We start from the raw sequence: 16,074 nt of genomic DNA, 5'->3' as shown, positions 1-16,074 counted from the left end.
AGGGTCGCTCCCGGCATCCTGCCTCCCGCGACACTTGTACATCCCTGTACATCGCGCAACAAAGACGCGGAGAACGCAAAGAAGTGATTTTATAAAAGTATTCTGCCTTTAGTGTTGTGAACTGACAGTAAGGCTGCCACCATATTAAACCTCATTAACGGTATTTACTTTGCGTCCTTTGCGCCTCCGCGTTCTTTGCGTTATTTCCAGTCTGTTGAATAAAAGAGAAGATTTACCTTCGCTACCCGGCGCGCTAAGATCGCCCGCTTTACGAGAATAGCATTGAGACGTGGAGAAGATGTAATGCGGTATTTAACAGGCCTGATATTAATGGCTCTCGTGCAGACGGTCGGGGCGCATGATGAGTCCGGGATCGCGAAAGAGTTGTGGTGGAGTGAGGCCTGGTGGAACGAGGGGCTGATCGAGGCGCCGCGCAATTATGACGTTGAGGTCGAAGAGTACAGTTATGAAAGCAACGGGGTGACGATCCCCGCGATGCTGGCGCGACCGAAACAGGCCGGCAAGTTTCCGGCGGTGTTGTTCCAGCACGGCCGGCGCGGACTGGATGAACTGATCCGGCGTCACGTCAAGCGACTGGCGGCCCGGGGCTTTGTGGTGCTGGCGCCGGATATTTACCAGGCCCATTTTATCGGTACCCATCCGATCGAACACGATTATGAGCTGGAGGCGGACGTCAACCGCGGCGTCGACGCCCTGCTGTCGCGCGAGGACATCAGCAGTGACCGGATCTGTCTTTACTCCCATACCCGGGGCGGGTATTACACGCTGAAGGTGGCAACCACTTTCGCGCGTCAGAAGTCAGAGGTGGCCTGTTATGTGTCCTATTATCCGCACTTGCAGGATCCCAACGCGCCGGAGCCGCTGCAGGTCTACGGGTTTGCCGAGGAAGTCGATCAGCTGGAAATCCCCGTGCTGGTCTTTATCGGCGAGGATGAGCAGTATCAGCGCCGGCGGGTTATTGAAAGCAGCGTGGAATCCCTGCAAAAAGACGGTAAACCCGCGCGCCTGATTGTCTATCCGGGCGTCGGGCGGGGGTTTGATTTTCGTCCCGAGAGTGTACGTACCTTCGCCGACGATCTGGCCTCGAAGGATGCCATCCAGCGTGCGGCCGATTTCATGCGCCGGCATCTGGGGACGGATTAGTCCGCCGGGGGGCACCGACGGCACTGAACAGACACCGAACTAATATGCTGGCGGTCAGTGAGACACGTCTTGATCCGGTGTCTTCGCTGTTTTTCTGCTCAGCTCCCCGGGTAGCACGCCAGAGGGAAGGCCGCGGATCAGGCCGACGAGATGAACATTTTCTGTCCCGATTACGTTAGAATTGGCAGTTATGAATATGAAATACAGAACCGACGATCTGCGGATTACCGCGCTCAAGGAGGTCATTCCGCCGGTGCAGCTGCATGGCGATTGTCCGATGACCGATGCTGCCTCGAAAATCATCTTCGAGACCCGTACCGCGATCCATAATATTCTGCGGGGCCGTGACGACCGCATTCTGGTGATCATTGGCCCGTGCTCGGTCCATGATCCGGAGGCGGCGGTCGAATACGCCGGGCGTCTGAAGGCGATGCGGGAGGAGCTGGGTGAGGACCTGCTCATCGTCATGCGGGTCTATTTCGAAAAGCCGCGCACCACTGTCGGTTGGAAAGGTCTGATCAATGACCCCGATCTGGACGAGAGCTTCAACATCAACAAGGGGCTGCATCTGGCGCGCAAGCTGTTGCTGGATGTGAACAACCTCGGGGTGCCGGCCGGTACCGAATTTCTGGATCTGATTACGCCGCAGTACATCGCCGATCTGGTCAGCTGGGGCGCGATCGGCGCGCGTACCACCGAAAGCCAGGTACATCGCGAACTGGCCTCCGGCCTTTCCTGTCCGGTCGGTTTCAAGAATGGCACGGACGGCACGCTCAAGATCGCTATCGACGCGATCCGCGCCGCCAGCCAGCCGCACAATTTCCTGTCACTGACCAAGGCGGGCCATTCGGCCATTTTCGCCACCACCGGGAACGAGGATTGTCACATCATTTTGCGCGGCGGCAAGCAGCCCAATTACGATACAGCCAGTATTGACGTGGCCTGCCAGGAACTGGGGGAAGCCGGGCTGGAGGAGAAAGTGATGATCGACTTCAGCCATGCCAACAGCCAGAAGCAGCATATGCGTCAGCTTGATGTGGGCCGTGATGTCGCCGGTCAAATTGCCGACGGCGATCAGCGTATTATGGGCGCGATGATCGAAAGTCATCTGATTGGCGGGCGCCAGGATGTCGAGGATGACAAGTCACTGGTTTATGGTCAGAGCATTACTGATGCCTGTATCGGCTGGGAAGAGAGTGAGGAACTGCTCCGGGAACTGGCCAATGCGGTGCGCCAGCGGCGCAAGCACAAAGCCGCCTGAATACGGACTTCCGGCACCCGGCAGCGAGTCGCGCTGGCGCTCCCATGCCAGAAAATATTTGACTCTCGCAGAGGCGCTGAGCCGCAGAGGATTAAACAGGCTGTTTCTCTGCGTCCTGGCGTTTTTGCGAGATCCTTGTAGTTTTAATTCTCCTCATACGAGAGGTTATTACTCGCGAGTCTTGAAATAGATAGCTCGCGAAAATAATCCGAATAGATTTTTATAAAAACCTGGATTCAAAAGGCACTAAAAATTAATCTACTTCGAGGCTTAGTGTCTTCGTGGTAAAAATAGTCCGATAGATAAAATGCCAGGTAGTGCTGCGCGCAACCTGACCTGCAACTTCCCGCCTATCCTGATTGCTGATTGTGCTGGCGTTCCCGCGCCAGCCATTTGAGTAATTCATCGAACGGCAGCGCATCGCCATAGTAGCTGCCCTGCGCCTGATCGCAGCCGAGTTCGCGCAGAATATCGGCAATTTCGCGGCTTTCGACTCCTTCACCGACCACCGTCAAACCCAGATCGTGAGAAAGATCGATGATAGCGCGTACCATCGACGAATCACCCGGTTGTCTGTCCATTGACTTGATAAAACTCTTGTCAATTTTGACCTCACTGATTGGCAGACGCTTGAGATAGGCCATGGATGAATAGCCGGTTCCAAAATCATCAATTGAGAAGCGAATACCGAGACCATGTAGCTGATGCAGGGTATGCAGGGCGCGTTTATGGTTTACCATCATGGCGGTTTCAGTGATCTCGAGCATGATACGGGAGGGTTCGACACGATACTGTTCGAGCAGCTGGCGTAAATGGTCGACGATATCAGGATCCTGCAGGTTCCAGACCGACAGGTTGATCGCCATTTTCAGATCAATCCCCTCTTTCAGTAACAGACAGCTGGTTCGAAGTGCCTCCTCCATCACCCACCAGGTCAGCGGATTGATCAGGCCGGTATTTTCGGCGATATGAATGAACCGGCTGGTAGCGATATAGCCATGGTCGGGGTGTTCCCAGCGAGCCAGTGCTTCCAGGCTGACAGACTGTTCGCTGTTGAGATCCACCTTGGGCTGGAAATAGAGCTGAATATTCCGGTTTTCCAGATCGGTGCGCAGATCGTTGACCAGTTTGAGCTGTTCCAGCGTGCTGGTATTGTGCGTTTCATCATAAATCGCGATGCCGGTCCCGATACGTTTGGCCGCGTACATGGCCATTTCGCCGTGGCGAATCAGGTTGATCGCGTCCAGGGCATGTTCAGGATAAAATGCCACGCCAATACTGGCGCCCAGATAAAATTCGTGACCCTCGAGTAAAAAACCCTCGCTCAGGCTTTCCTGAATTCGCGTGGTCGTGGCCAGTACAGCCTGTTGTGAGACCCCGTCCAGCAGCAGGGCGAACTCATCACTGACAATGCGTGCCAGGATATCGTCGGATCGGATGGCGTCGCGCAGTCGATCGGCAAACTGGCAAAGCAACGTATCTCCGGCATAATGGCCAAGCGTGTCATTGATTTCCTTGAGGCGGTTTATATCTACAATGACCAGGGCGATACATTCGCCTTCCGGCAGATTGCGTGCCAAACGTTGCTCGGTCTGCTCTACCAGAAAAGTCCGGTTCGGCAAACCGGTCAGGCCGTCATGCAGGGTCTGGTGTTTCAGCTCCTGACGCTGGCGCTCAAGTCGCTGGTAAAGCGAGGTCAGGATCATCGCGCCCCATAAGGCCAGCAACAGCAGAATAAGACTGGCAATGGCCAGAGGGAGACCGGAGCTTTTCAAAAAAGCGGTAAAACCGTCTTTTTCGACCCGGCGTAACAGGTAAAAGGAAAGTGAGCTGTCCGGTACCACCTGTCTGGACCAGAGCAGGTAGTGCTCGCCGGTGTCGATGTGGCCTTGATTGACGCTACTGTCAAGAATATGTCGAAGCGTTTGGGTATCGATGTTCTGCTCTACAGACCTGAACAGAACATTTTTCCGCGTGTCGGTCACCAGCAGATTATAGTCCGGCACTGGCTGATGCTGTTCGGCCCGTTCGAGCAGGGTGCGAATCTCGACAAGTTCCAGGCCGCTGACCATGGCAGCCAGTTGTCTGGCGCCGGCGGAAGTGGAATGGTTGAGTTCATCCAGCTGGGCAGTGCGGGTAGCCTGATAGGTAATGTAGCCAAACAGGGTTATACCGAACAGCGCAGCGCTGATGAATCCGAGAAAAAGTTTATGGCCGAGACTCATGATGAGTTATTTGGGTCCTTCCCTGTACTGGTATTGGCCAGGATGCCGGGCGAACAGGCGGCAAAGGCGCCGCGCCAGGATGGTGCGACCCTGATTGTCCAGGCAGCAGGCCAATAATAACATTATTAATATCTTCTGTGATGTCGCTGTCGGTACAGGGGAACCGGTGCCGACAGACCGCTACCGTGGTCGTTTGGTTTTTTCCGCATTGAGTCGGAAACTATATTTTATAGCTCATACCTAACCGTTGAGCTTGGTCATTCGGGCCGATTAGTTAAAAATGAACTCAACGGGTGACGTTTGTCACATTGCGGGGGATCTTCTCGCTATAGCGGGTCAATCTTGGCATGGCCAGTGCAAATCTGCTATATACATATAAAATAATTGATTGAATGTGTCAGGCAAGTGAGTGCCTGGATATAACGACAAATGGCTGTCTGGATATAAAAAAAACAGTTTGGGTTAATTAGCGTTTGGGGGTTGGGTAACCGTGCGTATCGCGCTGGTGGAAGATGATCCGGCTATGGCGGAACTGCTCTCCCTGTGGCTGCAAGAGGCAGGACATGAATGCCTCAGCTATCAGGAAGGACAGGATTTTCTCCGTCAGGCCAGAAACGAGAGCTTCGATGTGGTACTGCTGGACTGGTTTTTGCCAAATCTGTCCGGCGAAGAGGTGCTTGCGCGCCTGAAGCGCCAGCCCGAGTGGGACACCCCCATCGTTTTCGTGACCGCCCGGGATTCCGAGGAGGATATGGTCAGAATGCTTAACCAGGGCGCCGATGACTACCTGGTCAAGCCGATTCACCAGCCGGTGTTACTGGCTCGTATCAATGCCGTCACACGCCGCTCGCACAAGGCGAACCCGCAGGATGTGCTGACGCTCAATGAATTTAAAATCGATCAGGAATCCCGCCTGATTACCCGCCATGGCGAGCCGGTGAAACTGACTGAAAAGGAGTTCAAGCTGGTGACCCTGATTTTCCATAATGTCGGACGCCTGCTCTCCCGTGACCACATCCTCTCCTCGGTCTGGGGCTATGATGCCAGTCTCAATACCCGCACTGTGGATACCCATATGAGCCGGATTCGCAAGAAACTGGAACTGTTTCCCGAGCAGGGCTGGCGCCTGAGCTCCATCTACCACCAGGGCTACCGGCTGGAGCAGATTTCCCCCGAAGAACAGGGCTCCGCCGCCGGCTGAGGGCTTCCCGCTGTCACAGCGCCGGTGGAGCAGTCCCCGGGGTAATGGCCAACCGGACTCACCGAAGTCGCTGAGATCGGCGACTGTGAATCGCGATACCCGTCGAAACTTTTCTCAGTGTATTCAGTGACTTCAGTGTGTCCGGTGGTTTTCGGTACCACCGCCGCGGCCCCTGACCCGTCCGAAGGCGATGAAATCGTCCCCGGGACTGAAATATCCTGCCTGTTTTTCCGCCAGTTCTAGTATAATGCGCCCCTTTTGTCGCCCCCTGCGGGCCCCGTTGGAGAACTTTTGTGATCGAGAATCTGCGCAACATCGCCATTATTGCCCACGTTGACCATGGTAAGACCACCCTGGTGGACAAGCTGCTGGCCCAGTCCGGCACGCTGGAGAGCCGGGGAGAGGTGCAGGAGCGGATCATGGACTCCAACGATCTGGAAAAAGAGCGCGGCATCACCATCCTGGCCAAAAACACCGCTATCAAGTGGGGGGATTATCGGATCAACATCGTCGACACCCCCGGCCATGCCGATTTCGGCGGCGAGGTGGAGCGGGTGCTGTCGATGGTCGACTCGGTGCTGCTGCTGGTGGATGCGGTGGACGGCCCCATGCCCCAGACCCGCTTCGTCACCGAGAAAGCCCTGGCCCGCGGCCTCAAGCCGATCGTGGTGATTAACAAGATCGACCGCCCCGGCGCGCGCCCCGACTGGGTGCTGGATCAGACTTTCGATCTGTTCGACCGCCTGGGCGCTTCCGACGAGCAGCTCGATTTTCCGGTGGTCTATGCCTCGGCGCTGAACGGCTATGCCGGCCTGGATTCGGCGGTGCGCGACGGCGATATGACCCCGCTGTTCCAGACTATCGTCGATCGGGTCAATTATCCCGATGTGGATCCCGATGCCCCGCTGCAGATGCAGATCAGCCAGCTCGATTACAACAGCTATGTGGGGGTTATCGGTATCGGCCGCATCACCCGCGGCAAGCTGCGCACCAACACCAACGTGGTGATCGTGGATCGCCACGGCAAGCGGCGTAACGGCCGGGTCCAGCAGGTGCTGGGCTTTCTGGGCCTGGAACGTCACGAGGTGCCCGAGGCCCAGGCCGGGGACATCGTTGCCATCACCGGCATCGACGGCATGAATATCTCCGACACCCTGTGTGATCCGGCCAATGTCGAGGCCCTGCCGGCCCTGCTGGTGGACGAGCCGACCGTGAGCGTGATGTTCGTGGTCAACAACTCGCCCTTCGCCGGCCAGGATGGCAAGTTCGTCACCTCGCGCCAGATCCAGGAGCGCCTGGAGCGGGAATTGATCCATAACGTCGCCCTGCGCGTCGAGCCGACCGGGGATCCGGACAAGTTCCGGGTCTCCGGTCGCGGCGAACTGCATCTGTCGATCCTGATCGAGAACATGCGCCGTGAAGGGTACGAGCTGGGTGTTTCCCGTCCCGAGGTCATCTACCGCGAGGTGGATGGCCAGCGTCATGAGCCTTACGAGCAGCTGACCGTGGATGTGGAGGAGCAGCACCAGGGCGGGGTGATGGAAAAACTTGGCCAGCGCGGCGCCGAACTGAACAGCATGGCGCCCGACGGCAAGGGTCGGGTGCGGCTCGACTTTATTATTCCCTCGCGCGGGCTGATCGGCTTTCGCACCGAGTTTCTCACCGCCACCCAGGGCACCGGTCTGCTTTACAGTGTCTTCGATCACTACGGCCCGCTGCGCAGCGGCGATTTCGGCCAGCGCACCAACGGCGTGCTGATCGCCAACGCCAATGGCAAGGCGCTTGCTTACGCCCTGTACAACCTGCAGGAACGCGGACGGATGTTTATCGGTCACGGCACCGATGTCTACGAAGGCATGATCATCGGCATCCATTCGCGCGATAACGATCTGGTGGTCAACCCGCTCAAGGCCAAGCAGCTCACCAACGTCCGCGCCGCGGGAACGGACGAGAACATCGTGCTGACCCCGCCGATCAAGCTCACCCTGGAGCAGGCGCTGGAGTTTATCGACGACGATGAGCTGGTGGAGGTGACCCCCAATCATATCCGTCTGCGCAAGAAGTTCCTCAAGGAGCACGAGCGCAAAAAGGCGGCACGCGCCAGCTAAATGAAGTGAGCCGGGTACGCCCGCACCTGCGGGGTACCTGCCAATCCCGGGTGCGGTGTATTCCAGAAATCTTCCTGGTCCGCTGTCATCCGGCTGTCATACCGGCAATCTAGAGTTAGCGTGAGATTTTGCACGCACCGTCCCGGGGCGTGGTTCACCCGACCAGATTGCTGATGCCTGTTTCTGTCACCTCAACCGATTCTTCTGCCCTCAAACCGGAACCTGCCCTGCTGGCGGAGTTTGTCGAAATTGTGGAGCAATCCCGCTTTGCCTCGTTGTATCAGCCGATTATCGATCTGGAGCAACAACGTATTATCGGTCATGAAGGACTGATTCGGGGGCCCTCGGCCAGTGTGTTTCACAACCCACAGTCGCTGTTTGAATTCGCCAGCCAATGGGGACATTTGAGCGAGCTGGATCTGGCCTGCCGGCAGTTCATTATCGAACAGTTCCATCGGCTGATGCTCAGGGGCAAGCTGTTTATCAACTGTGCACCTGCCGTGCTACTCGATGCGGACCATCCGCATGGTAAGACGCTGGCTAGCCTGCGGCGGCTGGGTATCAGTCCCGAATCGGTAGTCATCGAGCTGACCGAACAACATCCGCTGGATGATTACGAACTGTTACGTGAAGCGCTGCATTACTATCGTTCCATGGGTTTTGAGATTGCAATTGACGATTTCGGGGCGGGTTATGCGGGTCTGCGCATGTGGTCCGAATTGCGTCCCGACTACGTCAAGATTGACCGCCACTTTATCCAGGGAATTAACGAGGACCCGGTCAAAAAAGAGTTTGTTCGCTCGATTCTGGATATTGCCCGGGGGCTGGAGTGCAAGGTGATTGCCGAAGGTATCGAAACCCAGGAAGAGTATCGAACAATTTGTGATATGGGAATTATTCTCGGGCAAGGATATTATTTCGCCCGGCCCGCGCCAACCCCGGTGACCAGTATTGAGCACCTGTTGTGTGATTGTGTTCGGGGTGGGGCTGTACGGATGGGAATTGCCCGGCTCTCCGAAACCGTGGCCAGTATTTTGCGTAATGTCCCATCCCTGCCACCATCCGCGAGTCTGGATCAGGTAGTAGACCTGTTCCACTCTACTTCGAGTCTGCATTCCCTGCCGATTATCGATGAACAGAACCACCCTGTCGGCATGGTGCGTCGGTCTAAACTAATGGATATATATGCTTCAAGTCGGTATGGCAGGGAATTATATGGACGCAAACCGATTGCCCGGTTTATGGACCAGGATCCGGTTGTAGTGGAACAGAACATGCGGATAGAGGAAGTCAGTCAGCTTGTTACTGACAGCATGCAGGTTCGCCTGGAAGATGATTTTATCATCACGGAAGGTCAAAAGTTGCTCGGTATTGGCCGGGTCGTCGATCTGTTGCGTAAAATTACGGATCTTCAGATCCGCAATGCCCGTTATGCCAATCCACTGACACTGTTGCCTGGCAACGTACCTATCTACGAACTACTGGACGATCTGATCAGGCAAAAAGCTACATTTGCGGTGGCCTATTGTGATCTGGATAACTTCAAGCCATTCAATGATGTTTACGGTTATGCGGCGGGCGATGAGGTATTGCAATGTCTGGCTACGGTGATGGTGGAGCAGACCGATGCAAAGCAGGATTTTGTCGGCCATATCGGCGGCGATGACTTTATTCTGATTCTGCAAAGCGACGACTGGCAAAAGATCTGCAGTAATATCCAGCAGGATTTTCATAGCCGGGTTCCCCGCTTTTACAGTGTGGATGACCAGCAAGCCGCAGGAATTCGGGCCCGGAATCGACAGGGCCAGGAAAGTTTCTTTCCCTTGCTGACCGTCTCTATCGGGCTGGTCTTGCCGGACATCGAGTATTGCTATTCTCACCATGATATTGCCGCCATGGCGACCGCTGCCAAGCGGGAGGCCAAAGCACTTCAGGGCAGCCGAATTTTTGTCGATCGTCGACGTCGCCCCGGCAGTTAAGTCGTATTTCCCCTTGTGACACCTTGGCGCCGTCTGGTGAAGGCTTTATGATGGATGCCCATCAATAAAAAGCAAGTAGCACAAGGAGGCGGTCATGGTTGGTAAAAAGAATATCGTTTTCGGTTTTATTTATCTGGTTTTTACCGCGGCACTGGGCCTTGTCATGGTTGACAAATATGAAGCCTATGGCGCGGCGGTACAGGACAAGCAGGCCTCCGTTGGCCGTCTGCAGCAGCTGCAGACCAATGATTTCGAGGAGATGCTGGAACCACTCAGTGGCGAAGAAATTGCGAAGGCCAATACAGCCGGCGTCCTGTCGCTCAACAAATTGCTGAACCTGGAAAGTGAGATCGACGGCATCAAGGGCGGTGCGCACGCCCACGGCAACCTTGAATCGTTGCTGAATATTGCTGTCGGCGTGGTGCTCGGTTTTCTGGCGGTGAATGTCATCTTCAAGCAGGTGATCAGCTGGATTTTCATTGCCGGCGCGCTGCTGCATTCGGGCATGCTCTATCTGGGGACTGTCTTTGGTCTGGGCTGGGCCAATACGATCCTGAACACCGGGATTGGTCCGTTTCTGATCCTGATCGGTCTGGCTCTGGCCGGCATTGCCGCCGCCATGGGCTATCGGGGCGAACCGGTGAAGGACTAGGACGACCGAGTGGAGAACCTCTATCCGGCGATCAAGCCCTATGTAACGCACAGCTTTGCCGTCGAGGCGCCGCACATCCTGCATGTGGAGGAGTGCGGTAGTCCCGAGGGCATTCCCGTGCTGTTCGTCCACGGTGGGCCGGGTTCCGGATGTGAGGCCTATCATCGGCAATTTTTTGATCCGGAAAAATACCGCATCATATTGTTCGACCAGCGCGGTGCGGGACATTCCACCCCGCACGCGTCGCTGGAAAACAACACCACCCAGGCACTGATGGCGGACATGGAGGCGCTGCGCGAGTATCTTGGCATCGAACAGTGGGTCCTGTTCGGCGGTTCCTGGGGTTCAACCCTCTCTCTGGTTTACGCCGAAGCCCATCCCGAACGGGTGCTTGGACTCATCCTGCGCGGTATCTTTTTGTGCCGATCTGAGGAAATCCAGTGGTTTTATCAGCACGGTGCGCACCGCATATTTCCCGATTACTGGGAAGAGTACCTGCGGCCGATCCCACCGGAAGAACGTAACGACATGCTGGGTGCCTATTACCAGCGCCTGACCGGCAATGACGATATTGCCCGGCTGACAGCGGCCAAGTCCTGGTCCTTGTGGGAAGGGCGCGCGGCGACGCTGCGACCCAGCAAAGGGGTGTTGAACCATTTCGGGGATATCCATACCGCGCTCAGCCTGGCCCGGATCGAAGCTCACTATTTTATGCATAACGCGTTTTTGCGCGATAACCAGATCCTGGAGGATGCCGGGCGTCTCAAGGACATCCCCGGCTATATCGTGCACGGCCGTTATGACATGATCTGTCCGCTGGAAAGTGCCTGGCAACTGCATCGTGCCTGGCCACGTGCGGAGTTGTCGATCATTGCCGATGCCGGTCATGCGGCCTCGGAACCGGGCATGGTCGACGCCCTGGTGCGGGCAACCCGCAACATGGCCGACGAACTTGCTCCGGCATGATTGCCCTGATCCAGCGTGTGACCACGGCCGCGGTGCATGTCCGGGAGGAGCTGACCGGCGAGATTGGTCCCGGTCTGCTGGCGTTAATCGGTATTGAGCAGGGTGACACCGAGCCCCGGGTCGAGCGGCTTTTGCAACGCCTGCTGGGCTACCGGATATTTGCCGATGCGCAGGGTAAAATGAATCTGGGATTGCGCGATACCGGTGGTGGCCTGCTGCTGGTGCCGCAATTCACCCTCGCGGCGGATACCCGCAAGGGGATGCGCCCGAGTTTCAGTCGGGCCGCAGCGCCTGACGAGGGCGAGCGGCTGTTCAACCTGTTGCTGGCACAGGCCCGGCAGCAACATGCCCCGGTCGCTGCGGGACGTTTTGGCGCGGATATGCAGGTCAGCCTTGTCAATGACGGGCCGGTTACTTTCTGGCTTCAGGTTCCGCCCGACGCGGAATAATCCATGACAAGCCGCCTTGTCGATGGCGGCATTGTGCCCGACAGTCCTGTGCGCGTGGACCGGGATCGTGAAGCTGCGACTAAATTAATGGTGATAAATGATGTACAAACTCTGGGTTGCCCTATTTGTTTTATTGTTTGTGGTCGGTTGTGAACAGCAGACGCCACCGACTGAACAGATCTATCCCTGGCAGATTACCCGCCTGCCCGATGGTAGCAGTCGTGTTTTCGGTATCCAGTTTAACCATACTACCCTTGAAAGTGCCCGGGCGGTTCTCGGTACACGTTATGACGAAGGTCTGTTCGAAAACCCGGATGGCAGTTTATCGCTGGAGATCTATTTCAACGAAGTGACCCTGGGCGGGCTTAGCGGTAAATTTATTCTGCTGCTTGACGCCCCACCGTCGCAATTGCAGGCGATCAAGCAACGAGCCACCGGTAGCAAACGGATGGAAAGCGGCGCCCGGCGCTATCGCATGGCACCAGCGGATCGTGAGCAGTTGGGCAGCATGGCGATCAGTGCCTTGAGTTATATACCGTATACGAATCTTGACGAGGAGATGATCCGCCAGCGATTCGGATTGCCTGATGACATTATCCCCCTGGAGGAAGGCAAGCGTCACTGGCTCTATCCGGATAAGGGGCTGGACCTGCTTCTGGACGATGATGGCAAGGAACTGCTGCAGTATGTCGCCCCCAGGGATTTCGAGCGGGTGCGTCAGCCTTTACTCAGGCAGATCGATTCCTGAGATCGGACGTTTCTGCGAGGGAGTAATCAATACGGTTACGTCCGGATTGCTTGGCCCGGTACAACGCCTTGTCGGCCTGTTGTAGCAAATGGTGTGCGGCAGACTGGGCCGCTACATCCGGGTTGCCGGCCAGGCTGGCACAACCGATGGAGATGGTGATGTGTAATGGCTGACCATCTGCATCATGCGGCTGATGCCGGGCAATCGATGCACGAATGCGCTCGGCGATGTCCATGGCCTCGTGTTTATCCGTACGTACCAGCAGGGCGGCAAATTCCTCCCCGCCAAAGCGGGCCATTACATCGCTGGAACGCATCTGTCGCTTTATCAGTGTTGCTACATCACGCAAGACCAGATCGCCGATATGATGACCGTGATTGTCATTGAACTGCTTGAAGTGATCGATATCCAGAAACAGACAGCTTAGCTCGGCCTGCTCGCGCAGGCTGCGATCGGTCTCTTCCTCAAGGCGTTCGTCGAAATAGCGCCGGTTGTGCACCCCGGTCAAGGGATCGAGCAGACCCAGTAACTTGAGTTTTTCACTATTGATGGCACTTTCCAGGCAAACGGCGACGATCGCCGCCAGTCGCTCAAGAAAGTCGGTAGCGACACCCTGAATATAGCGTTGCGGTTCGTAACTGCCGATATTCAGGCTACCAATGAGTTTTCCCTGACGTACCAGGGGAAACAGGGCCATGCACGAAGGCAGTGTGCCGGTATTGGGAAACAGAAACTGATAACAGGATTCGTTACAGCTGCCAAGTCGGGGATGGAAGTGCTCATTAAAATAGGCTTGCAGCGGTGCGGCATCTTCAACAAATAACAGATCCGGGTGGCTGTGGGCTGTGATGTCGAGATTCTCCATCACGCGACGGATCTCGTATTCGGGATCGATCAATAATAGTGTGAGAGCATCAAGGCGAAATTCGTCACGGTATTCGTTGAAGATGGCTACCAGTAATTCATGTACACCACTGGCGCTGATAAAGCGCAGCTCATGATCCTGGAAACGACGCAGCTTCTGTTCGTTGCGGCTGGCGTTCGCCTCGTAGGCCTTGAGTTTTCGCCGTAACTGGCGATTTTCATCGAGCAGAGCGTTGTTGCTCATGACTCTCATCCGTTGATGTTTCAAAAAAGGTGTTAATTACTGCCTGCAATGTGTCGTGACCGACCGGTTTGGCCAGAAAATGATCCATCCCGGCAGCCAGAGATTTTTTTCTGTCCTCGGTAGTAGCATTGGCGGTCAGTGCAATAATGGGGGTATGCTGGCCCTCCGGTTCCTGCTTGCGCCAGGCACGGGTGACCTCGATACCATTGAGACCCGGCATGCGCATGTCCATCAGAACGAGATCAAATGGAGTTTTAATCAGGCTACGCAATGCCTGGTCGCCATCCGTAACATGCGTTACCTGATGTCCGTCCATGCGCAGGAAGGTGGTGATGACTTTGGCATTGATTTCACTGTCCTCGGCAAGCAGAACATGCAGATTGGTTTTTTCCGTTTCAACAGGCCGGGTAACAGGCTCGTTGTCCGAACTCTGCTGCTGATCATCGGCAGCCTCGAGTGGCAGACCAAACCAGAAACAGGTTCCTTCTCCGGGACGACTCGTGACGCCCATTCTGCCGCCCATGGCGACGACCAGATTATAAGAGATAGTGGTTCCCAGTCCCGTGCCGGATTTCTGCGCGGGATGTTCATTATGGCATTGATAAAAAGGATCAAAAATATGGGTCAGCTTTGATTTTTCGATGCCTATCCCGGTATCCCTGACCTCAAAATGCACCAGATAGACTGCATCCTGACGCCGGCGCTGGGTGACGTGTACATGGACACTGCCCTGCTCAGTATATTTTATCGCATTGCTGATCAGATTCAAAAGAATCTGGCGTAGCCGGTTTGGATCCCCGATGAAATAGTGTGGAAGTGACTCATCGACATCACATTCGATGCTGATATCCTTTTCCGCCGCGGAAGGAGAAAAAATATTAGTGACGCCGTGACAAACGGCCTCCAGATTAAAGCGGGTATGCTTAAAATTATATTTTCCGGCCTCGACCTTGGACAGATCCAGTACGTCATTGATGATCGAGTGCAGGGTGGTAGAGGCTTCTTTCAGATTGGTGACATACTCGCGCTGTTTATCGTTCAGGTCCGTTTTGTCAAGCAGTTCGGTCATGCCGATGATGCCGCTCATGGGCGTGCGTATTTCATGGCTCATGGTGGCGAGGAATTCACTTTTGGCGCGGTTGGCCTTGTCGGCTTCCATGCGCGCAGTTTTGATCCGGCCAATCATGACATTAAGGTAAAATGGTAGTGCCATGAGAAAGATGATATATGCGATTGCATCGATATAATGGGAATGCCAGGTGTCGCTATAAACCAGGATTGACAAAAAGGCGACCAGACTGGCCGCGGTCGCGGAGAACAATTCCCCGCGGCCGTAGCGAACCCCGTAGCCTATATAAATCCAGGGATAGAACAGAAAATAGGGACTGAAGGGGCCGGCATCGGTTACGATCATGGCTGTGCTGATGGCGACGATGTCCAGCGGGATGGTAACGTAGGGACGCAGGCGCGAATCCGGATAGACAAAGACACTGATCAGCACGGTCAGGGTGTAGATCAGGAAAAATGTCGCGAACAGATAGTACTGGGAGGTGTTATCCGGATAATAACCGGTGTGAATACCGGCGCCGATATGGACAAAGGCAAAGATCCAGATGACCAGCCGGGCGACAGCCTGACTGAAATCCGGGTTGGACCACATGCGTGTGGTTTTCAGATAGGCGACAAAATGGTCGAGTTGTTTTTGTAGCATATATCATTCCCTGGAAGGCTTTCCTGGACCATCCGTGCCAGTATGACCGGCTTTTTATGGTAGTTTCAATACAAAATTAATGGTATTTCAGAATGTCCGTCAAGCAATCAATCCCTGTCAAACTGACCCCCGAGAACAAATGCAGCTTCTGCCCTGGCACCAAGTGCTGCAATTACATCACCCAGCAGATCGATACGCCGCGATCCATTGACGATTTTGACCATTTGCTCTGGCAACTGGCTCACGCGAATATCCAGGCCTACAAGGATGAGGATGGCTGGTTCCTGGTAGTGATGACACGCTGCAACCACCTGCAAAAAGATGGCAACTGCGGTATTTATGAGACCCGGCCGCAGGTCTGCCGGGATTACAGCAACGATTACTGCGAATTCGATGCGCCGGCGGAAGAAGGGTTTGAGTTCTATTTTCAAACCTACACCGAGCTCGACAATTATTGCCGCAAGCGCTTCAAGAAATGGGATAAGCGGTTTAAATCATAGTG

Annotated in this window: 13 protein-coding genes; 10 read left to right on the top strand and 3 right to left on the bottom strand. The window is 55.4% G+C overall.

Annotated elements, in window-relative coordinates:
* Window positions 1-330 precede the first annotated feature (330 nt).
* Both RI563_RS01875 and aroG read left to right on the top strand, forming a co-directional pair.
* Window positions 331-1,164, top strand: coding sequence for a dienelactone hydrolase family protein (locus tag RI563_RS01875; protein WP_310692645.1), 834 nt, complete (start codon window positions 331-333; stop codon window positions 1,162-1,164).
* 196 nt (window positions 1,165-1,360) lie between these two features.
* Complete coding sequence (aroG, locus tag RI563_RS01870) at window positions 1,361-2,425, top strand: 3-deoxy-7-phosphoheptulonate synthase AroG (RefSeq protein ID WP_310692644.1); 1,065 nt, start codon at window positions 1,361-1,363, stop codon at window positions 2,423-2,425.
* 350 nt (window positions 2,426-2,775) lie between these two features.
* On the opposite strand, the gene RI563_RS01865 is transcribed toward aroG, so the two are convergent.
* Window positions 2,776-4,650 (bottom strand): putative bifunctional diguanylate cyclase/phosphodiesterase, encoded by a 1,875-nt coding sequence (locus RI563_RS01865; RefSeq protein ID WP_310692643.1) that lies wholly within the window; start codon window positions 4,648-4,650, stop codon window positions 2,776-2,778.
* Window positions 4,651-5,140: 490 nt separating this feature from the next.
* On the opposite strand from RI563_RS01865, the gene RI563_RS01860 reads away from it, so the two are divergent.
* The 7 genes from RI563_RS01860 to RI563_RS01830 all read left to right on the top strand — a co-directional run bounded on the left by RI563_RS01860 (window position 5,141) and on the right by RI563_RS01830 (window position 12,753).
* Window positions 5,141-5,851, top strand: a complete 711-nt coding sequence (locus RI563_RS01860) for a response regulator transcription factor (protein WP_310692642.1) — start codon at window positions 5,141-5,143, stop codon at window positions 5,849-5,851.
* Between the two features lie 293 nt (window positions 5,852-6,144).
* Complete coding sequence (typA, locus tag RI563_RS01855) at window positions 6,145-7,959, top strand: translational GTPase TypA (protein WP_310692641.1); 1,815 nt, start codon at window positions 6,145-6,147, stop codon at window positions 7,957-7,959.
* Between the two features lie 173 nt (window positions 7,960-8,132).
* A complete protein-coding gene (locus tag RI563_RS01850; protein ID WP_310692640.1) occupies window positions 8,133-9,938 on the top strand; it encodes a GGDEF domain-containing protein in 1,806 nt (601 codons plus the stop codon).
* Between the two features lie 94 nt (window positions 9,939-10,032).
* A complete protein-coding gene (locus RI563_RS01845; RefSeq protein WP_310692639.1) occupies window positions 10,033-10,590 on the top strand; it encodes a hypothetical protein in 558 nt (185 codons plus the stop codon).
* Window positions 10,591-10,599: 9 nt separating this feature from the next.
* Window positions 10,600-11,556, top strand: a complete 957-nt coding sequence (gene pip, locus RI563_RS01840) for a prolyl aminopeptidase (protein WP_310692638.1) — start codon at window positions 10,600-10,602, stop codon at window positions 11,554-11,556.
* On the top strand, window positions 11,553-12,005 hold the full coding sequence (gene dtd / locus RI563_RS01835; RefSeq protein ID WP_310692637.1) for a D-aminoacyl-tRNA deacylase: 453 nt from the start codon (window positions 11,553-11,555) through the stop codon (window positions 12,003-12,005). Before pip ends, dtd begins: the two co-directional genes overlap by 4 nt.
* Before the next feature lie 97 nt (window positions 12,006-12,102).
* Window positions 12,103-12,753, top strand: coding sequence for a hypothetical protein (locus RI563_RS01830; RefSeq protein ID WP_310692636.1), 651 nt, complete (start codon window positions 12,103-12,105; stop codon window positions 12,751-12,753).
* On the opposite strand, the gene RI563_RS01825 is transcribed toward RI563_RS01830, so the two are convergent.
* On the bottom strand, window positions 12,734-13,861 hold the full coding sequence (locus tag RI563_RS01825; protein WP_310692635.1) for a DUF484 family protein: 1,128 nt from the start codon (window positions 13,859-13,861) through the stop codon (window positions 12,734-12,736). The two genes, RI563_RS01830 and RI563_RS01825, sit on opposite strands and share 20 nt — an antisense overlap.
* Entirely contained in the window at window positions 13,836-15,572 is a 1,737-nt protein-coding gene (locus RI563_RS01820; RefSeq protein ID WP_310692634.1) for an ATP-binding protein, read from the bottom strand. The genes RI563_RS01825 and RI563_RS01820 overlap by 26 nt, the downstream gene beginning before the upstream one ends.
* A 92-nt stretch (window positions 15,573-15,664) precedes the next feature.
* On the opposite strand from RI563_RS01820, the gene RI563_RS01815 reads away from it, so the two are divergent.
* Window positions 15,665-16,072, top strand: coding sequence for a YkgJ family cysteine cluster protein (locus RI563_RS01815; protein WP_310692633.1), 408 nt, complete (start codon window positions 15,665-15,667; stop codon window positions 16,070-16,072).
* The last annotated feature ends 2 nt before the right edge of the window (window positions 16,073-16,074 follow it).

It is taken from the genome of Thiohalophilus sp. (assembly GCF_031581315.1).
GTDB lineage: Bacteria > Pseudomonadota > Gammaproteobacteria > UBA6429 > Thiohalophilaceae > Thiohalophilus.
The sequence above is the reverse complement of the archived record's forward strand: the minus strand, read 5'-3'. Positions and strand labels throughout refer to the sequence as shown.